We start from the raw sequence: 19,877 nt of genomic DNA, 5'->3' as shown, positions 1-19,877 counted from the left end.
AATCAAATACGCTCATATCTGACTTTGGTAACACAATCGTCGGGAATTTTTTGGTCGGGCGAAATATGCCTAGTTTTATGCCCGAACATTTAATATAGTACCTTCCATGTTACCCGGATCAGATGTCAGAATTGCCGTTATCGGACTTGGTTATGTCGGTTTACCGCTGGCTGTGGCATTTAGCAAAAAGTACCCGGTTGCTGGCTTCGATATCAATAAAAGGCGCATTCAGGAGCTGAAAGATGCCTATGATACGACTAAGGAAATCTCGCGGCAAGATTTACGGGAGGCGGCTGATCTCTCATTCTCATGGGACGTAGCTACATTGAAGGAATGCAACGTTTTTATTGTAACGGTGCCAACACCGGTGGACGACTACAAAAAGCCTAACCTCACCCATTTGCTGAAAGCCAGCACGATGATCGGACAAGTGCTGAAACAGGGCGATGTGGTGATCTATGAATCGACGGTATATCCTGGCTGTACCGAAGACGATTGTGTGCCGGTTCTCGAACTCGAAAGTGGTTTGAAATTCAATGAAGGTTTTTTTTGCGGCTATTCGCCTGAACGCATTAATCCGGGAGACAAGGTCAATACCTTCACGAAAATCAAAAAAGTGACGTCGGGCTCTACACCGGAAACGGCGCGCTTTGTGGATAATTTGTACGCGTCGGTGATCGAAGCGGGGACGCATCTGGCGTCCAGCATTAAGGTAGCTGAGGCTTCGAAGGCTATCGAAAACGCGCAGCGGGACGTGAATATCTCGTTTGTGAACGAGCTGGCGCTGATTTTCGACCGAATGAATATCGATACCACCGAAGTGCTGGAAGCCGCTGCCACGAAATGGAATTTCCTGAAATACAAGCCAGGCCTTGTGGGCGGGCATTGCATTGGCGTGGATCCGTATTATCTGGCGTACAAGGCTGAATCTTTGGGGTATTACCCACAGGTAATTTTATCCGGCCGCAGGGTAAATGATATGATGGGAGTGTTTGTAGCTAACAAGCTCGTAAAGCTCATGATCCGCAAAGGACACAAGATTGAAGGGAGCCGCGTGCTGATCCTGGGCATTACTTTTAAAGAAAATTGCCCCGATATCCGCAATACGCGCGTGATCGATGTATACCGTGAACTGACTGATTTTGGAATGCAAGTGGAAGTACACGATCCCTGGGCATCGGGTGAGCAGGTATTGAGCGAGTACAATATTGCATTACTGGACAAGCCAGTGGGGACTTACGAGGCTGTGATATTGACCGTGGCGCACCAGGAATTTCAGGCAATGGAGTTCAGTGAGTTTACTGCATCTGATTCGGTAATATTCGATTTGAAATCGGTGTTGCCGAAGGCCATGGTCGATTCCCGGCTCTGACAGCCAACTATTCCCGCCAGCCGAAAATATTCAATTGCAGGTCCATCACATCGTTGCCGCGGTAGCGATGGTTCACAAACGGGCGGAGCCTGTGCTGATTGGTATCCACATAGTAGCGAAATCCATTTTCCTCAAAAACCTTCACTACATCCGCAAGACCTTGTGCATTGCCAATGTATGAGTGAAATTCTACAAAAAGGTTCTGTACATGCGCGAGTGACCCGCGGCAATCATGAAGCACTTCTATCTCGGCACCTTCAATATCGATTTTTAGAAAATCAATGCGGCTTTCCTTTTCTAAAAAGTCTTTCAGACGTATGGAATCAACTTTTCGCTTTTGGGAAGTTGAATAAATTGAAGAAGAATCCGCCGATTCACTGCCAAACCAAATGCCATCCTCATTGGTCCAAACAGCCTTGTCGATAATCTCGACATCATGTACGCCATTGCTTTCCAGGTTTTGGCGCAGCAGCGATGCGATCGCCGGTTCGGCTTCGAATGCAAGTACCCTGGCTTTGGGGAATAACTTTTTGAAATACAGAACGCTCATTCCAATATTCGCACCGCAATCGAAAATGACGGGTTGAGCTTGGTTGCTTTCGAAATAGTAGAATTCATCCGCAAAGATTTCCTTGTGCTGCCAGAGAAACGACATCGTGTCGGGAACTCTCAGTTTGAACCCGCCGAAAGCCACGTCGGTCAGCTTGTAACGGGTGCTGTTGCCGTATTTGAGTAGCAACGCCATAAACTCCCGATTCCTCGCGGAGCCGAGCGCATGATAAGGTTCTTTAAGCAGGTAGCGTAGCCAGTACATATGAATAGTAGGTCAAATGCCGTATTTGACCCGGTTTTTAACTTTTAAGAGAAATGGCAACCGGTAATACTCCCCGAATGCCCGAACCATTTTTTCATCGGGGACCAGGTCGGCAGGCATTTGCACGCGCCCCTCAGCCATCTCCTGGCCGTATTCTCCCGATTTGAATGTAAAATTAGTGCCGCTGCCGTCCGTTCCGATATTTCTGATTTTGGAATGAATGGGGTAGAGCCCGTATGCCTTGTTTTGAAACTGCGAATAAGTCCAGCGAATGGCCCACGAGTCGATCACGCCCTGCTGCTGCTTGGCGAGCATGGGCCAGAGATCGTCGCCGCCTTTATTAAATTCCAGGCGAATGTCTGCGTTGCTTTTCAAAACCGGGAAATCCTTCACCTGCCAGTCGGCCTTCGACCATTTGTGCGACCACGTGCCCCAGCCCCATGAGCTGGCCCGTGGTACGAGATACAGGTCGTGCGGGTAATTGGCAGGAAAAGTAATGGGCGGTGTGTAACCTGTTACGGAAAAAATGTCCGCTCTATCGAAATAAACGTCGAGCGCCTCGTTCATGAAGGAGAGAAAATCCGTCGCGCTGAGCATGTCGTCTTCGAGAACAATGACCTTCTGATATTTGGAAAGGACATGACTTACTCCATCGATTACAGATGCCGCAAGCCCTTTGTTCTTTTCAGCTTCCTGAATGTGAATAGCGTGAAATCCGGTGACCTGCGAAAGATACTCCCTGACTTTTCTGACCTGAGGGCTATCGTGCTCACTTTTGGGACCGTCGGAATATACGAACAACTCACTTTTTGACGCGAGCGTATTTCTTTGCAAGCTTTCTACTGTTTGCTGCAAATGCCAAGGGCGGTTATAGCAAAATAAAACAATGGGTGCGAGTGTGCCGGACAAACCCATTTCAGCTTTTGATTGCGTCTATGATCAGCGAGGTGTAACCGAGTTTTCCGTTCTGGTTACGCTCGTCGTGGTCGGCTGAGCGTCGGATCATACCATCCTCAGGGCTCCACGGAGATTTATGAAACTGACCGTTTTCATCGAAGTATTCGAGCAGGTTTACTTTGAAACCCACATTTTCCAGAAAGCCGGACATCAGTTTATAATTATACAAAAGTTTGTGATCGTCGGCGCCATTGCCGGTGCCACCCGGTTTTACATATTCGATATATTCCTCGCTGGGGTTGAAACCGTCGGGTACGGCCACCCGCAAAACACCACCCGGTTTCAGGAACGTGTAGCAATTTTTGAATGCCAGCTGGCCCTGTTCTGGTGTCAAATGCTCCCAAACGTGCTCCGCCAATATTCTGTCGATCGAATCTTCGGAGAAATAGCGCTCCCAATCACTCTTTTTCAGCAGGTCCAATGTCTCGATATCGGAATGAATCCAGCCTTTGTAAAGCGAGTACATCGCGCCGACCACCAGTTTGACAGGCTTGTTGCGGTCGTAACTGATCAGCTGGTACTTGCTGTAAGGTTCTTTCAGAAGGCCTGCGACTATTTTTTGTTTTAAAGACATCGGTAATCCTGGAATTTTGGCCGTTGCGGCAATGATTGCTTCGTCAAAGATAGCAAAAGTTGAAATGACACTCGCCCGTGGGCATGCCTATTGGCCGGCTTTGCCTCCGGGCAATCTATTTTTTGTTTAAAATACCTGACCTGACCATCGACCATCCCGAGCTGAAGCCCGCAGAAATATCCTCCGAAACCTTCCATAGCAGAATGCCACCTCCGAAAATGGTCGTAACAATCACCGACCGGATTGCCATGTCGATTAGCACCGGGCCGAGTTTGTGCGAGCTGGGAGCAGGGATGAAATATACCGCGAAATAAGCGAGCGCTGCCAATAGGAAAACTTTAAGCGTACCGGTAGTGAAAGGTTGGATGCCCATTTTGCTTTTAATGAAAAATAGCTTGACGAGATTGTAAGTCACCGTCGCGAAGAGAGCGGCTGCGGCGGCGCCGTTATAGCCATAAAGCGGGATCAAAAACTGGCTGGCGCCGAGGATTAATACGGTGAAAAAAAGCATAAAGACGATGTCGAAGCGGTAGTAGCGCGAGTTCGTCAGGATTTCGGAATTCAGGCCCGTCATCATATCGGCAATGCGCGAGACACCCACCATCAGCACTACCCATTTGCCTTGCGAGTAAATGTCGGATTTAGGAATAAGGCTGAAAATGGCGTCAATATTGCACCAGATCCCAAGAAAAAGCAGGGTGCCGATAATGAAAAGGTTGAGGGATGATTTTTTATAAATGGTATCGATATGCGGGATATCGTTTTTAGCATAAGCCTCGGAAATAATCGGGGCGCTGATCATCACGATCGCGTTTCTGGGAATGGAAATGACCAATGCAATGCGGGATGCGATGTCGAAGATCGCCGTGCTGCCCAAACCTCCTTCGAATGCAGGCAAAAGCACTTTTTCGATATGCGGAAGCAATGCTGCGCTCGCACCGCCCAGCAGCACCCACAGGCCATACCGGTACATTTCCTTGAATGCGGGATGTCTGATAAAGCCAAAATCAAGCGAAGTGAACAGGCGGTTCTGAATGCGGAGATAGATCAGCATGGCCACAATAGCTACCGCGTAGCTGACCACGGTGAGGTTGACCATCGTATCAAAAGTGATGATTTTAAACCCGAAAAGAATCACCAGCAAGCTGTTGGCAAGCCGTAGCCCGACTTCCCGGATCAGCGATGGTACCGCAATGCGCAGATTGATCCTCGAATAGGATTCGAGCGCCAGCAAATACACCATTCCGATGGTCAGCGGAATAAAAACGTAATAGTACCTGACCAGCATCGGGGAGTGGTCGAGGTAGAATTTGAGGTATAATGGTTTGAGAAGCAGGTACAGCAATGCAAAGGCAGTGAGGCCAATGAGCGGAGTAATGATAATGAACGTGAAAAGCTGCCTTCGGGAATGATCGTCCTGGAACCTGCTATGAAACCTGACAGCCACCGACGGCACGCCAAGCAATGCGAACGACATGTAAATGACCGGGAAGGTAAGCAGGGTGGAAGCGTACAAACCCAGCTGTTCCTGGGTCATGTACTGGTTGTAAAGGATGAGGATGTTGAAAATGCCGATGACAACACCGACGTAAGACACAATGGAACTCTTAAATCCCTGACGTACAATAATCCCCATTGAGGCAACACTTGATTACAGGGGCGAAGTACGAGAAAAAGCGCCAGATAGCCTAACACATACTACTATTATGAAGATACTCCAAGTAGCGGGAGCCAGGCCCAACTTCGTAAAAATTGCACCCCTGCACCGCGCATTCCTGCAATACTCCGATATGCATCCGCAAATTGTCCACACGGGGCAACATTACGACTTCCTGATGTCAGGGATTTTTTTTGAACAGCTTAAAATTCCCAAGCCGGATCATTTTCTGGGGGTCGGGCAGGGATCGGCTACGACCCAGACGGCGGAAATAATGTGCGCATTCGAAAGGGTATTACGTGCTGAAATGCCGGACTTGGTGCTGGTGGTGGGCGACGTAACCTCCACGCTTGCCTGCGCGCTCGCGGCCGTGCAAATGCACGTCCCGCTCGCACACGTGGAAGCGGGCCTGCGCAGCAGAGACCGTACGATGCCCGAGGAGGTAAACCGGATACTAACGGACGCACTCTCGGACCAGCTGTTCGTAACGGAACAGGCGGCGGCCGATAATTTGCTTCGGGAAAACATCGACCCGTTGCGCATTCATCTGGTGGGTAACGTGATGATTGATTCGCTGGTGAGCGTTCGTGCGCAGATCGAGGATTTTTCGCATTGCGGGCATTTGCCGATTGAAAGTGAACGGTATTTGCTCGTAACGATGCACCGCCCTGCCAACGTCGACGACGAGGTTAATTTGCGGAAGATAGCCGGAGTGCTGGAAAGGCTGGGAATGCGCTGGAAGATTCTTTTCGTCATGCACCCGCGCACGGCCCGCAATATCGCCCGCTTCGGACTGGAAAAGGAATTTTTGGAGTCGGTCAATGTAAAAGTGTTGCCGGCACAGGGATATTTGGAGTTTTTAACCCTCGTGCGGCATGCCGCGGCCGTTATAACCGATTCGGGTGGTATACAGGAAGAGACCACGCATCTGGGCATTCCCTGCATTACACTGAGGAACAACACCGAGCGCCCGGCGACCGTTACGCACGGCACCAATTATCTGGTGCCTGATTTTGATGCACAGAAGGTTTGGAATACCGTTGAAGCATTACTTGGCAGAAACCCAGAAGACCTGGCAATTCCGCCGCTTTGGGACGGAAATTCAGCGCAACGCATCGTGAATATTTTGAGAGAAAAATACATTAATTCGTAGGTTTGTGGGATAGATGACTCACGCTTCGGATTTACAATGCTTAAAAGGATAAAAAGTGCCGCCTGGGGCCTGCTCAACCAGACTGGTCTCGGTGGTAGCGTTCAGCTGTACCTGGATGGCGCACTGAAACAATACGGATGGTTCAAGAGCTTTCATGCCAAACAATCGATTGATATCAATGGCAATCCGCTACCCTGGTATACCTATCCCTTTATCCTTTTTTTGAAACCGCGTTTGAAGCCCGGTTTCCAGGTTTTTGAATACGGTTCCGGCAACTCTACACGCTGGTATGCCGCGCGGGTGGAACACATTACGGCGGTCGAGCACGATCGTGAGTGGATTGCACTGATCAAACCGAAGCTACCTGCGAACACCGAAGTATTGGAACGACCGCTGGGAGATAACTACGTGAAATCGGTGCAATCGACGGGGGCGCGATACCATATCATCGTAGTCGATGGCCGTAACAGGGTTAAATGCGCCAAATATGCGGTCGACTTTCTGACACCCGACGGCGTCCTGATCCTGGACAATTCAGAACGCGAATGGTACACCGGCGCGAAGGAATACCTCGCCGCGAAAGGATTTCGTCGGCTCGACTTCATAGGAATGGCGCCGATTGTGGGCATCGAAACCTGCACCAGCGTTTTCTATCGCGACGGCAATTGCCTCGGTATCTGATCAGAAAAAGGCCTTGTAAACGATCTTCTCGCATTCCAGCCCGCCTATGTTTGCTTTGAACCGGCTTAGCGAGGGCTTCGGGTTACCGAAATGGTCGATGCAAATGCCCAGGTCGAGTATAGCTATTTCTTTGCTCCGGCAATATTCAAAAGCAGCTTCGAAAAGCATGACTGACGGGCTCAGTGTACGGTATTCGGGTAGGTAACCGGACATAAAATGGTATAGAATGCGGTCGCCTACCCGCACCATCACCGCCACCGCGACCGGTTCCTCCTCGAACCGGTTTGTGAAAACCAGATAATTTTCAGGACAAGTACCGGGAAGCAGGGCGAGCCGATCCGGTGGAACCGGTAGCTGATAGCCGTGCACCTGGTAGCAGCGATGCAAAAAATCTTCTGTCGTTTTATCAAAGACACCCTGTTTCATCGTCACCTGCAACCCGCGTTTTTTCCCGTTAGATAAGCGACGCCGCTCCGATGGCTCAATAATTCGATCAAAACCTTCCCCTCCAATAGGAATATAAGCGTTAGAATAAGTATGATTGGGTAAAAAACCGGCGGCGAGGTAGCTGTGATGGCAAAGTTGGTGGGTGATCGGGTCGTAACAGGAGGGGGCAGTTTTGATCGTTAGTGCTTTCCCGCCATGGTAGATTACCCATTCGCGGATGCACGTAAGGAGGAATGTCAGCTGATCCCCGCGGCAATGAGCTACCGGCATAATGCCTCCAAAAGGGGCCAAAGGTGGTGATATCCAGTCGTGAAAGCCTGGCAGGCAATGAAACAGTGACAAAATATCACCGGATTCCTTAGATATAAGAATAAATGAATAAATTAGGTCAGAAGTCTGGACAGCGAGTTGTTCCCTACGAAAAAACAGCCAGGGGATGGTAGTAGGAAAGGGCGCTTCGGGCATTGGAAATACCTCCACGACGGCGTCGTTGTTGGTCCAGGAGCGAAGAGGCGTGTGTGTAAAAATAGTACTTATAGGACCCAAAAGTTATAGGATGTGTGTTGAATGTGCTCAGATCAAGGATTTTGATAAATAATTGATATACTAATTTGATATTTTTTATGTTTAATACAATGCTGATTACTATTTTTGTTAATTCATCAAATCAGTTCAATTAGAATGTACAGAAATTGTACTGGTTGGTAATCAGGATTTTCAGTTCAAGGACAATCATCAGGCTGAAACTGATTGACCGGATTAATTTGACACCAGTAGTTTTTTACATCCATTGGACCCAACCCATCCATGAAACACATACTGATTGCCGAAGACCACGCCGTGGTAAGAATCGGTACCAAACACCTCCTCAAATCACTAATTCCGGATTCAACAATTTCGGACGTTGACGATTTTGATAAAATTCTTCAGGAACTCGAGACAAAGGCTTATGACCTCCTGATCCTGGACATCAATATTCCGGGTGGTAACACCACAAAGATGGTGGAAACCATCCGCGCCAAGTCGCCAGGGGTCAGGATCCTGATGTTTTCGAGCTATGACGAGCAACTCTACGGTCTGATGTACCTCCAAGCAGGGGCCGACGGTTACCTGTCGAAAGATGCGCCGGAAGAAGAGTTCAAAACCGCCGTTATGAGCGTCCTGAACAACAAGAAGTACATGAGCGAAGATATGCAGCAGATGAATATCAACCGTCTCATCAATCCGAAAGAATACATGCCGGATCCGATCGTGAGCCTTTCGCCTCGTGAGACCGACGTGATGAATCTTTTGAAGGAAGGCTTGGGGACCGCAAAAATTGCAGAAAAGCTGAACTTGCAGCTCTCTACCGTAAGTACTTACAAAGCCCGTATTTTCGAAAAGCTGGGCGTGAAGAACATCGTGGAGCTGATCACCAAGATCAAGTAATTAATTCTTACCATACCGAAGGAAGGTTTCTGTACCAGGTGCAGAAACCTTTTTTTATGAAATCAATCGAGTAAAATTCATGCGTAAGCTGAGCGTAGATGAAATGGACCGGATGTCGGTCGATGAGTTTAAAGAATCGGAAAAATTTCCGTTTGTGATTGTACTAGACAATATCAGAAGCCTGAACAACATCGGGTCGTTTTTTCGGACGGCGGATGCGTTGCGGGCTGAGAAAATATTGCTTTGCGGCTATACGCAACAGCCGCCCCACCGCGAGATCACGCGTAGCGCCCTGGGCGCTGAGACGTCGGTGGCGTGGGAAAAATGCCCGAGCGCTGTGGAGGCCGTGAAAATGCTGAAATCCCAGGGTTATAAGGTATGGTGCGTGGAACAGGCCGAAGGAAGTGTGCTGCTGCAAAATTTCGAGCCTGTGCCGGAAGCACCCTATGCATTTGTATTTGGAAATGAGGTGGAAGGTGTAGATGACGCGGCGATAGCGGCATCCGACGGCTGCCTGGAAATCCCGCAGTTTGGTACCAAGCATTCTTTCAACGTATCAGTATCTGCGGGAATCGTATTGTGGGATTTTTTGAGAAGAAAGATAACATAAAAATAACACCAAAAATTTGTTATTTATAAATTAATAATGGGTATTTGTAGGTTATTGTCTGATGGCAATTTTGACGCTTTGTGGCTCCTCTCGGGAGCCTGGCTTCATGTATCATTAATGAAATTCTTAATATCAGATTTATGAAATCCGCTACCAAGAAGTTATCGACAGAGATTGCTGAGACACTTTCCGGAAAAATTGAAGCAGTCACTGCCGGCTCGAAAAAAATAAAAAAATCGATCGAGAAAGCAGCTGCCAAACTTGCTAAGAAAGTTGCCAAGTTTGAAAAGGAAACTCTCAAGAAAAAAGCCAAAGAGGCCAAGAATGCGGAGAAAAAGGTAAAGGACAAGAAAGAGGGCAAGAAAACGAAGGAGCAGAAAAAAGAAAAAGTCGCGGCCCTGGTGGCGGCAGCTTCTTCTAAAGTACCCGTGGCAGCTCCTGCCAAGCCAACCGTAGGCAAGGAAGCGAGTGCTCCCAAACCTGCTGCAAAGGCGGCTGCTCCGAAAGTTACGCCTGCAAAACCGGCAACCGCTCCGAAAACGGAAGCGCCTGCACCAGCAGCGGAGAAAGCATAATTGTCGGGAAAATATTAAAAATGACCAGCAGCGGCATACCGTTGCTGGTCATTTCTTTTGTTATCAGCGAGTGCGCCCTATGGTTACGAGCAGGCGACCCGTAAGTCCCTTTTCGGCGCGGTGCGAAAAATAGTCATCGTTGTGAAGAACCGTCGAGTAGGGGGATACCTCTATATTTTCAGGTTTTAGACCGCCTACGACCAACTGATCGCGGTTGGAGGTTTTCAAGTCTACAAAAAACTTTCCTGCACTTTCATCCCACCGCTTGTAGGCTGCCGCAAAATGCCGGCTCACGTCGTCGCCAACTTCGAAACTGCATTCATCAATGCATGTGCCAACATAGCCAAAGCAGTCTGCGGGCCGGGTGCCATAATTTGCCTGCATTGTAGCTAAGGTCTTTTCGACGATCCGGCCTACTGTTCCGCGCCATCCTGCATGAATGGCTGCTACGGCACCCTTCTCAGGGTCATAAATCAGTATCGGCGTGCAGTCGGCAACGGTTACCGCGAGTTGAATGCCGGGCACATTGGTCACAAGGGCGTCGAAGCCCTCGAACCGGTCGGCTTTGGTTACGGTCATAATGTCGGTGCCATGAACCTGATGCGCCTTGGCGACGGTTTCGAACGGGATACCAAGCGCTCCAAAAAAGATCAGGTTATTTTGCAGGATATTTTCTGGGCTGTCTTGCGAACCACCAAGGTTCAATGAAGCATAATGGCCTGTGCTCACACCGCCGTGGCGCGTACTTTCGGCGGCAACCAGTTCGGGGAATTGATTAAATAGCTGTGGTTTGCGAAATATCGGGTTTTTGTCGTTTGTGGGGGACGCAAGCATGCTTCTGGTATTAATGGAAAACGGTACCAAAATTAAACGATCGCGGCACGGGATTCATTTCGGACCGAATTTATTTTAAAGTATCGCCGTTATGTGCCCGGAAGTTGTCCGGTAAAAAACCGTAAAGTAGCCGGGCTCAGATTTTGAGGAGAATTCAACTAAATTTGTGCCGAGCGACTCCGCTTATTCAATGAAACAGTGACTATGATAAAAGTGAGCGTGTGTGTAGTTACCTACAACCACGAAAAATTTGTAGCAAAAATGCTGGATTCAATCCTGATGCAGCAGACTACATTTGATTTCGAGATCGTGGTAGGGGATGATTATTCCAAAGACAACACCCGGGCGATATTAACCGAATACCAGCAACGTTTCCCCGACAAGATCAGGCTTTTGTTACATCCGAAAAACATGGGCCTTAATGGAAAGTTCAATGCACTGGCAACGTTCGCCGCGGCAAAAGGCGAATATATTGCCCAGTTTGACGGCGACGACTATCTGCTGGTTACGGACAAACTGCAAAAGCAGGTTGAAATGATGGATGCCAATCCACATTATTCAGCTTGTTTCCATAATGCGAAGGTGGTTTTCGACGACAATGCCGCGCCGCCGTACCTGGTGAATACCCTTACAAAGAAGGAATTTACGGTCGATGACCTGATCGGCGAAGACGAGCTATGCTTCATTGCGACGTCGGCCCTTATGTTCAGGAGAGAAGATTTTGCCAGAAATCCCGATCCGGAATGGACGAACAAATCGACCAGCGGCGATATTCCCCGCAATATCATGCTGGCAACCCGCGGGCCGATCGGCTATATTGATGAAGTAATGTCGGTGTACCGGAAGCAAAGAGGAGGGGCGAGCTTCGCGGATAACCATTACGGCAAGGACTTTCTTTTCAACCGCATTGAAATGTATTCCAATATCGACAAAGAATTGAAATACAAATACCACGATCGCCTGACAAAGAATATCGCGACATACTACTATAAAATGCTGTTTTCAAGGGAATACGGCGAGACTTACTGGCCGCGGGCCAAATATGCGGTGAAATACCTTTCGATGGCGCAGCCTTCGCCGGAGCGGAAAAAAGAGGTGATCCGCGATTTTATTATCCCACCGTTTTTTATGAAGGTATACAGCTACTTCGCCTTGAATCTCTACAATCTGAAAAGTAAGCTGTCGGGGCAAAGCTGATCACAAAAAAGGGCCAGATCCACTGGCCCTTTTTTGTTGGATTAGAACAATTTCTCCTGTGGTGGTTTTACACCTTTCAAACGGATGTAAACCGTAGATTGTCCACGGTGGTGGGTCTGATGCTCAAATGCTTTTTCAATGGCAGTACCGGCTTTCATGTCCATACCGAATACCTTCACTTCCTTCGCGAAATCGGCGTCGGTCATTCCTTTCAGAGATGCAATTACGTAGTCGTAGCTGTCCAGAACTGCTTTGCTGACGGCTGTTTTGGATTGGTCAGCCATTTTTTCAAGAGAACCGTCGGGTTTTGCCTTGCCGGTAGCAGCCGAAATAAATGCGTAATTGGCATCGCCGATGTGGTCCATCTGCTGAGCGAACGAGCGGATTTCAGGCGTGGGTTTCAATGCGTATCCGTCTTCCGGCATTGCATCCAGGTATTCCTTGGTGTAAGCTTTCGCGCGTTCCCAGTCTTTGACCTGTTTGTCAACCATGGTTTGTGCGGATGCGAATTTGCCCGCCACTAAAAGCATACAGATAATAGCGATTCTTTTCATTCGATTTTTGTGTTTGGTGGTTGATATATTTTCGCGAAAGGTAATGGTAAGGAATGCGATTGTCAACTTGGTAATCAAATATTTAAGCAACGGTAATGTGTCGATCGGTGACATTGTATTTTGCCTGACTTTCAGAAAATCGCCCTGCGATAGTTGAGGTTAAGTCGGTTATTATTTTATTTACCACCCACACCCATTTACACAAAGGACTGCTATGCCCGGAAGCTCGGAAGAACGCGCACAAAAATACCTTGATCTAGGCCACAGTGAAGCAGAGAACCATGCGAAAACCCAGCTCGAACTGTATGAAAAGCGGGTGCAGCAGACGTCTTCGGTCACCAATGCCATTTCCGAATTTTTCAAAACCAATCTGATCGGTTTTGCCTGGCATTACCTCCGCAGCCGGTTTGGTGGGCGGCACCCGTATCAGGCCTATCCGCGAAATGACGACACCGGTATTTACCCGTTGCAATCTTCCGTTGCATCGAGGGAGGAGATCAGCATCGCATTGCTTTCGGATTGGGCAAGCGACACGGCCGAATCCGACGCGGTGGCCAACCTCGTTGCACGTCATGCACCCGACTATACGGTACATATGGGAGATATTTACTTTGTTGGAACGCCCAAGGAGGTCGAGGAGAACTTTACTGCCCCTTACGCTTCCTGGTATTATGGTGCCTCGGGCAGTCTGGCGCTCTCGGGAAACCATGAAATGTACTCCAACGGCAATGCATTCTTTCAGCAGCTGCTTCCCGCGATGTATGCGCAGGTGGGCGAGGTGCGCAGGACGCAGCAGGCTGGTTTTTTCTGTTTGGAAAACGATTATTGGCGTATTATCGGCATCGATACAGGTTATACTTCGGTGGGAAGGCCTTTTTTTGAAATTTTATCTCCGCCGGACTGTCATTTGCGGAAGGAGCAGGTGGCATGGCTGCGCGATGTGGTAAAACTGGGGGATCCACTGGACACGCGTGGCATCGTGTTTCTAAGCCACCATCCTTACTTGTCGGCATTCAGGGAGGAATATACGCGCCCCGGAGAGCAACTGCAAGCGCTCATGGGCGATGCGCAAAGGCCGGTTATCTGGATCTGGGGCCATGACCACCGCCTGGTTGCATACCGGTTCGACCGGAACGGCAAGGGGCCTCAGGCTTACGGGCGCTGCATCGGGCACGGCGGGCTTCCTGTGGAGGTAGGGCCGGCCGATGTCGGGGAGCTGTACAAGATCGATTATTACGACACGCGGATCAGAAAGGAAATCAAAGGCCGGGCATTGGGTTACAATGGGTTCGTGCGTGTGGTGCTGCGCAATGAGAAGCTCATCGCCGAGTACCGCGATCTGGAAGATACCTGCGTGATGGAAGAAAGCTGGACCGTAAACAAAGTAAACGGCCAGCTCGATTGGGAAGTTGTGAATGTCCTTCCTGAGCTGGCCGTTCGCTGAATATAATCGTGCCCTCACGGGCCGGTTGTCAGTGGTGATCGTCGTGGCTGTTGTCTTTGTAAAACGCTGCGAAAGTCACTACCAGACCGATGGTTCCGAGAATGAATACGAACAAGTCGCCAAACACTGCCAGAATGGTAAAAAGAATAATAAACGCCGCGATATAAACAAAGAGTGGCAGCGAAGTCGACTCGGTATGTGATGTTTCAGACATATTCAGAATGTATTAATAGCTTTCGATGCTGCGAAAATAATAAATCAGGGTTAAGTTTCTCGCATTCACCTGTATTTTTTAGCCTGATATCATACATCTGCTTTGCCGGGTGGATAGAAGCCAAATTTGAAAAATTCAATGCATTACGCTGAGTATCAACAGTAAATTGTACTATTTAAATAAAGTGCATGGTGCTGGGAATTTTTGTGGTATCCTGCTAAGATTGGAAATGGCTATTTGAATAACTTTTAAGTATCTGTGTATTTGGCTATTGAAATGCATTTCGATATAAAGTATTTTTATAACGTCAACCTGCGGAATTATATTCCAAAAATGTATAATTTGACAAAATAGAAATATTTCGATAAGCCTAATGCCTCACTCCTATGAAAATCCTTTACTCCTTCGTATTCGTCTTTCTTTTCGGTGCCTTTAATGCTTCCGCGCAAATGGTTAAAAATGTCGAACACGACGCCTACTTCGCAGATTTTTATGTGATGCAGGTCAAACCTATGCAATTCGAACTCAGCTATAAATACCCGAAAACCGACCGCGTGTTGGTGCGTATTAAGGACGAAGAGCAGAACATTATTTTCGCCGAAAAGACACTGGTTTACAAACGCTACCACAAGAATTTCGATTTATCTGTGATGAAAGACGGCAAATACACCTTCGAATTAACAGATGGTAATGAAAAGTTCGTACAGTCTTTTGTGGTGGCTACCAAAACGCAGCGTATGGCCACGTCCTTGTAAGCTTGCTCGTTATCCCAAAATCCATACTTTTGTTTTAGTAATCACAAGCCGTAGTTCTACTTTGTGGGAATGCGGGTTTGCCTCTAAAACACTTGCCAATGCCCTATATTATCGGTTGTGATATCGGCACAACAAACGTCAAATCAGTCGCCTTCGATACCGTTTCCGGAACAATCCTCGCTTCCCACAGTGAAAGTTATGAAATGCAGCATCCGCAGCCCGATTGGAGCGAGCAGGATCCGGAAGAGATTTTTCAGGCTGCCTGCACAACTCTGAAAAAGGTAACCGCGAAATGCAAGGGGCACGGTGCACCGGTGGGGATCAGTTTCAGTGCGGCCATGCATGGCGTGCTGGCGCTCGATAAAGACGGAAAGCAGCTCACAAACCTGATCATTTGGGCCGATAACCGCAGCGCCGATGTAGCAATCAAACTGCGGGCGTCGCAGGTAGGTAGGAAGATTTACAACAACAACGGAACGCCTATCCATGCGATGACTCCGGTGTGTAAATTGTTGTGGATGAGGAAGAATAAGCCCGATATCTACCGGAAGGCGAGCAAGTTTGTAGGTGTGAAGGAATACATCGTATACAGGCTCACGGGTAAATTCCTGGTCGATTATTCCATTGCATCGGCTACCGGCATGTTCAATATCCGCGAGCTGCAATGGGATGCATATACATTGAAAAAATTGGGATTGAAAGTAGAGAAGCTGCCCCAAGCCGTATCTCCCTACCATATTATTAAGATTCCGAAAGGCAATTCTGCGAAATTACCGGAGGGCACTCCGCTGATCATGGGCGCAAGCGACGGCTGCCTGGCCAACCTCGGCAGCGGCGCGATCAGGACAGGCTCGATGGCAGTCACGATCGGTACCAGCGCGGCGGTGAGGATATGTTCCGGCAAGCCGTTCTCTGATCCGCTAATGCAGACATTCTGCTACGTGCTCGATGAGAAAACCTACATTATCGGAGGGCCGTCGAATAACGGAGCCGTTATTTTCGAATGGCTGATGAACACTTTTTTCCAAAAGGAGGAATACGACGCAGTTTTTAAAGCAGCCGGCGGCGTTAAGCCTGGTTCTGAGGGGCTCCTGTTCTATCCTTATCTGCTTGGCGAGCGCGCACCGCTGTGGAGTTCGTCCGTGCGCGGAGGCTTTACCGGGCTCGACATCACGCATACACGTGCGCACTTTGCACGGGCAGTCATGGAAGGCATTTTGCTGAATCTTTACAGCATTGGTAAAATCCTCATGGAAATGCAGGAAATAGATACCATTTATGCCAATGGAGGCTTCGCCCGTAGCAACATCTGGGTACAAATGCTTTCGGACGTGTTTGGCAAAACAGTGAAACTGAATGAAACCGTCGAAACCGGCGCGGTGGGAGCTGCGATGGTGGGATTGAAAGCATTGGGTATCGTAAAGGATTTTTCGGAACTGACTGCATTTACACAGGTAGGGCAGGAGTTTGATCCTCAGAAAACGACGCACGAGCAATACGATGCGCTGGCTGGAAAGTTCAGCAAGGGCGCCCAATTGATGATGGCCCGTGCAGTATAACCCGCGGTGCCGGGCTGGTATACAAAAAAGGCTTCCGGAGGGAAGCCTTTTTTGTATTGAACTATCTTTTTAAAACTTATAAGTAACGCTCAAACGATAGTTTCTCGGAGGATCGGCCTGCCAGTAGTAGGATTTCAACCAGTCGTAATATCCGCCACTGTACAAATATTTGTCCAGAATATTAAAGACATTGGCCGTCAAACGGATATTGTTTTTCTCCCAGAACACGCCGCCGTCCAGTTTGAAGTAATCGGGCTGGTTTAGGCTGCTGTTTGACGTCGACCAGTTGGTAGTAGCGCGGCCGGCTAGGTAAGTGAAACCAGCCGAAATACCGGCATTCTTCAATGAACCGTGCTGCACTTTGTAGCTCAACCAGGCGTTGGTCGTATGTTTGGCATAGCCCGGAATCAGGTCGCCCACTTTCACGTCGGTTACGCCTTCCGCAACTTTCGTCACTTCCGAAATCGTGTAGGCGTAGTTGGCAGTCAGATTAAGTCCGTTCACGATCGTGCCGCGAAGGTCGAACTCAACACCTTGCGCTCTTTTCTGTCCCAAAACAATGCTCAAACCCGAGTTGGGGCCACTGTTGGGGTCGCCCGTCAGCTCGTTGTTTTTCAGGATCCGATAAAATGCGAGGGTGGTATTCCAGCGACCTTCCGCCCAATCTCGTTTTACACCAAATTCGGTGTTGTTGCCCGTGATCGGCTTGACCGAACCACTTACCAAACGGCCGGATTGTGGGATAAATGCCTGGTCGTATAATGCATACAATGAGGTACTCTTAGTCAACGAGACGCTCAGGCCCACACGCGGAGTGAAGTGTTTCGCCTCGTTGTTCGGGCCACCATACGCCGATTGTTTCACATAAGTGTACCGACCGGCTAAAGTCAGCCGGATCTTGTTATCGAGGAAGCCCAGTTCGTCTTGCAGGTAAATGCCTGTGTAGTCCTGGTTCTGCAAACCACCGCCTGCGGCCGCACGTGATTCGAGATTCATCGAGCGGTCGAACTTAGGGTAACCCATTACCGGCGTGCCGTAATAAGGGTTTCTAGGGTCGAATTCAGCACCCAAAGAGTCAAGCGCGTGTGACTGCGACCAGTCGGCGAAGTAATTTTTGCTACCCACATCGATACCAGCCAGAATACGATGGCGTACAGCGCCGGTTTTTACATCACCATTTACAAACACCTGTCCAAGCGTCATTTCGCTTTTCGCATCCCAAAGGCCAACGCCGCGGTACATGAGACCGTTCGGTTTGATAGAATCCGGCCACATGCTGCTGCCATTCAGTTGGTAATTGAAATAACCTACCTGTGCGGTCAGTTTCCAGTCAGCGTTGAAATGGTGCTGTAAATTCACGAAAACGCTCTGGTCTTTGATTTTTGTAGGAGCGAGGCCCTGGGGCATTGTCGTGAAATCGCGTGGCAAAGTGCCATAGCCATCAGGTGAAAACACGTAGAATGACCCTACGTTCGACATTTTAGCATATTGCAATGTGTATTCAGCCGTCAGCTTAGTCTTTTCGTCGATTTGGTAAGAAACTACCGGGGCAATGCTGTAACGGTTATTGTATTCATAAGGACGGAAGGAGCCTTTGTTCTGGGCCGCGACATTGAGGCGATAGAGGAATTTGCTATCCTTACTCAGTTTGCCATCGAGGTCGAGGGTTGCACGGTAGAGGCCGAAGCTGCCCAGGTTGAAAGAAACTTCTCCTTTGGTTTGGCCGGTAGGTTTTTTGGTAACCACGTTGTACAACCCACTTGGGTCGCCATTCGCGAGCATAAAGCCTGCCGGACCTTTTACGAATTCGATGTGGTCAACAAAGCTCATATCTTCGGTCAATGGCCCCCAATAGGAGTTAACTACATTGAAACCGTTGCGGAATGCCTGGATTTGCGAGCCGCGCATGCTGATATTGGCATACATATCGCCCCAGTGTTCGAGGCGGACTGCCCCGCTGACGTTGCGGATCAAGCCATCGCTCATGCTGATTACCTGTTGGTCGGCCAGTACTTTCGAGGTAACAACCTGCACGTTCTGAGGAGTTTCGAGGATCGGCGTCAGGAGTTTCATGCTGGATGAAAACTGGTCCGATTTGTAGGTAGTCCCGCTTTTAACGATCACCTCCTGCAATTCGTTGGCGCTTTCTGTGAGGGTGAAAGAAACATTCACTGTTTCGCCGGCTGCTACTTCCAGTTCTTTTTCCTGAGTAGCAAGTCCTACGAAGCTCACGAGTAATGTGTAGCTGCCTGGCTTAACTCTCTCAATTGTGAATTTTCCTTGATTGTCTGTTACGGCACCGCGGGCGGACCCTTTAATTCCGACTGAAACTTGCTCTGCCGGTTGTCCGTCCGAGCTCAGTATCTGCCCTGATATTCTGCCGTTTTGCGCAAATGCGAAGGTGCTTGCCAGCAAGAATAGGAAGAAAATATAAAATCTTTTCATTTATCTAAAATTGGACTAAATAGTTAACGAGCCGCAAATATCTGTTAGGAATTTTTAGGAGGCAAGGTTTTATTTAGATTTATTTAAAATAGTAGTCAACGCCTTGTTACATAGGACTGTCAGCCATTAAAAAGCCGCATCGTTCGTTGGAACAATGCGGCTGCACAATGCTTCGACAAGCTGGAAGTCTTCTATTCTGCTGCTTTTACGGCTTCTACCATTTTGACAGTGATCATCTTTTTCTCCGATGAATTGCCCCACGAGTTCATAATGTAATTCATTACATCGGCGATTTGCTCGTTGGCCAGGCCGGGTTCGGGCATCATGTTGTCGTAGGATACGCCATTGACCGTAACCTTCCCGATCAGCCCGAACTTGATTGCCTGGATAGCATTTTCGGGTGTTTTCATCAGGTAGTCCGATTTTGCGAGCGGCGGGAATGTGGCCGTAATGCCTTCGCCCGTGCCCATATGGCAGGAAATGCAGTTTTCGGAGTAAATCATTTTGCCTCGCTCGATGCTTTTCGCGAGTTCATCGTCCTGCATGCGCGGGATCGCGGCGCAGAAGATGGCGGCTGAGAGGAATGTTAGTAATAGTTTCATGGTGA

20 protein-coding genes are annotated in these 19,877 nt (G+C 48.8%); 10 read left to right on the top strand and 10 right to left on the bottom strand.

The window, feature by feature from the left end; genetic code table 11:
* Positions 1–106 precede the first annotated feature (106 nt).
* Entirely contained in the window at positions 107–1,372 is a 1,266-nt protein-coding gene (locus IEY24_RS16815; protein ID WP_188934118.1) for a nucleotide sugar dehydrogenase, read from the top strand.
* Positions 1,373–1,379: 7 nt separating this feature from the next.
* On the opposite strand, the gene IEY24_RS16810 is transcribed toward IEY24_RS16815, so the two are convergent.
* From IEY24_RS16810 to IEY24_RS16795, 4 genes are all read right to left on the bottom strand, one after another.
* Positions 1,380–2,186 carry an FkbM family methyltransferase gene (locus tag IEY24_RS16810; protein WP_188934116.1) on the bottom strand — a complete coding sequence of 269 codons (807 nt, stop codon included), beginning with the start codon at positions 2,184–2,186 and terminating at the stop codon, positions 1,380–1,382.
* A gap of 12 nt (positions 2,187–2,198) precedes the next feature.
* Positions 2,199–3,101, bottom strand: coding sequence for a glycosyltransferase (locus IEY24_RS16805; RefSeq protein ID WP_188934114.1), 903 nt, complete (start codon positions 3,099–3,101; stop codon positions 2,199–2,201).
* Between the two features lies 1 nt (position 3,102).
* The gene (locus IEY24_RS16800; protein WP_188934112.1) at positions 3,103–3,717 is read right to left on the bottom strand and encodes a class I SAM-dependent methyltransferase; all 615 of its coding nucleotides are present in this window, start codon (positions 3,715–3,717) and stop codon (positions 3,103–3,105) included.
* A 115-nt stretch (positions 3,718–3,832) separates the two neighbouring features.
* Positions 3,833–5,353, bottom strand: coding sequence for a lipopolysaccharide biosynthesis protein (locus IEY24_RS16795; protein ID WP_188934110.1), 1,521 nt, complete (start codon positions 5,351–5,353; stop codon positions 3,833–3,835).
* Between the two features lie 70 nt (positions 5,354–5,423).
* Here IEY24_RS16795 and wecB point away from each other — a divergent pair, with 70 nt between their 5' ends.
* Positions 5,424–6,527, top strand: a complete 1,104-nt coding sequence (gene wecB / locus IEY24_RS16790) for a non-hydrolyzing UDP-N-acetylglucosamine 2-epimerase (protein WP_188934108.1) — start codon at positions 5,424–5,426, stop codon at positions 6,525–6,527.
* 36 nt (positions 6,528–6,563) lie between these two features.
* Complete coding sequence (locus tag IEY24_RS16785) at positions 6,564–7,208, top strand: class I SAM-dependent methyltransferase (protein ID WP_188934106.1); 645 nt, start codon at positions 6,564–6,566, stop codon at positions 7,206–7,208.
* Here IEY24_RS16785 and IEY24_RS16780 read toward each other — a convergent pair whose 3' ends face one another.
* Positions 7,209–8,201 (bottom strand): GNAT family N-acetyltransferase, encoded by a 993-nt coding sequence (locus tag IEY24_RS16780; protein ID WP_188934104.1) that lies wholly within the window; start codon positions 8,199–8,201, stop codon positions 7,209–7,211.
* Between the two features lie 261 nt (positions 8,202–8,462).
* Between IEY24_RS16780 and IEY24_RS16775 the strand changes: the two genes are divergently transcribed.
* The 3 genes from IEY24_RS16775 (at position 8,463) to IEY24_RS16765 (ending at position 10,268) form a co-directional block, all read left to right on the top strand.
* Complete coding sequence (locus IEY24_RS16775; protein WP_106599727.1) at positions 8,463–9,083, top strand: response regulator transcription factor; 621 nt, start codon at positions 8,463–8,465, stop codon at positions 9,081–9,083.
* Between the two features lie 79 nt (positions 9,084–9,162).
* Positions 9,163–9,693 carry an RNA methyltransferase gene (locus IEY24_RS16770; RefSeq protein WP_188934102.1) on the top strand — a complete coding sequence of 177 codons (531 nt, stop codon included), beginning with the start codon at positions 9,163–9,165 and terminating at the stop codon, positions 9,691–9,693.
* A gap of 140 nt (positions 9,694–9,833) precedes the next feature.
* Complete coding sequence (locus IEY24_RS16765; RefSeq protein WP_188934100.1) at positions 9,834–10,268, top strand: histone H1/H5 family protein, HCT subfamily; 435 nt, start codon at positions 9,834–9,836, stop codon at positions 10,266–10,268.
* Positions 10,269–10,331: 63 nt separating this feature from the next.
* On the opposite strand, the gene pgeF is transcribed toward IEY24_RS16765, so the two are convergent.
* Positions 10,332–11,102 carry a peptidoglycan editing factor PgeF gene (gene pgeF / locus IEY24_RS16760; RefSeq protein WP_188934098.1) on the bottom strand — a complete coding sequence of 257 codons (771 nt, stop codon included), beginning with the start codon at positions 11,100–11,102 and terminating at the stop codon, positions 10,332–10,334.
* A gap of 204 nt (positions 11,103–11,306) precedes the next feature.
* Here pgeF and IEY24_RS16755 point away from each other — a divergent pair, with 204 nt between their 5' ends.
* Positions 11,307–12,299 carry a glycosyltransferase family 2 protein gene (locus IEY24_RS16755; RefSeq protein WP_188934096.1) on the top strand — a complete coding sequence of 331 codons (993 nt, stop codon included), beginning with the start codon at positions 11,307–11,309 and terminating at the stop codon, positions 12,297–12,299.
* Between the two features lie 41 nt (positions 12,300–12,340).
* Here the strand turns inward: IEY24_RS16755 and IEY24_RS16750 are convergent, their stop codons facing one another.
* Positions 12,341–12,853, bottom strand: coding sequence for a DinB family protein (locus tag IEY24_RS16750; RefSeq protein ID WP_188934094.1), 513 nt, complete (start codon positions 12,851–12,853; stop codon positions 12,341–12,343).
* A gap of 214 nt (positions 12,854–13,067) precedes the next feature.
* Here IEY24_RS16750 and IEY24_RS16745 point away from each other — a divergent pair, with 214 nt between their 5' ends.
* Entirely contained in the window at positions 13,068–14,297 is a 1,230-nt protein-coding gene (locus IEY24_RS16745; protein WP_188934092.1) for a metallophosphoesterase family protein, read from the top strand.
* 28 nt (positions 14,298–14,325) lie between these two features.
* Here the strand turns inward: IEY24_RS16745 and IEY24_RS16740 are convergent, their stop codons facing one another.
* The gene (locus IEY24_RS16740; RefSeq protein ID WP_188934090.1) at positions 14,326–14,511 is read right to left on the bottom strand and encodes a hypothetical protein; all 186 of its coding nucleotides are present in this window, start codon (positions 14,509–14,511) and stop codon (positions 14,326–14,328) included.
* Positions 14,512–14,897: 386 nt separating this feature from the next.
* Here IEY24_RS16740 and IEY24_RS16735 point away from each other — a divergent pair, with 386 nt between their 5' ends.
* Both IEY24_RS16735 and IEY24_RS16730 read left to right on the top strand, forming a co-directional pair.
* Entirely contained in the window at positions 14,898–15,266 is a 369-nt protein-coding gene (locus IEY24_RS16735) for a hypothetical protein (protein ID WP_188934088.1), read from the top strand.
* A 98-nt stretch (positions 15,267–15,364) separates the two neighbouring features.
* Entirely contained in the window at positions 15,365–16,825 is a 1,461-nt protein-coding gene (locus IEY24_RS16730; RefSeq protein ID WP_188934086.1) for a gluconokinase, read from the top strand.
* Between the two features lie 69 nt (positions 16,826–16,894).
* On the opposite strand, the gene IEY24_RS16725 is transcribed toward IEY24_RS16730, so the two are convergent.
* Both IEY24_RS16725 and IEY24_RS16720 read right to left on the bottom strand, forming a co-directional pair.
* Positions 16,895–19,270, bottom strand: coding sequence for a TonB-dependent receptor (locus IEY24_RS16725; protein WP_188934084.1), 2,376 nt, complete (start codon positions 19,268–19,270; stop codon positions 16,895–16,897).
* A gap of 191 nt (positions 19,271–19,461) precedes the next feature.
* A complete protein-coding gene (locus tag IEY24_RS16720; RefSeq protein WP_188934082.1) occupies positions 19,462–19,872 on the bottom strand; it encodes a c-type cytochrome in 411 nt (136 codons plus the stop codon).
* Positions 19,873–19,877 lie beyond the last annotated feature (5 nt).

Origin of the sequence: Dyadobacter endophyticus (assembly GCF_014641595.1) — a bacterium.
Classification (GTDB): domain Bacteria; phylum Bacteroidota; class Bacteroidia; order Cytophagales; family Spirosomataceae; genus Dyadobacter; species Dyadobacter endophyticus.
Note: the sequence above shows the minus strand (reverse complement) of the source record. Positions and strands in the feature narration are given on the sequence as shown.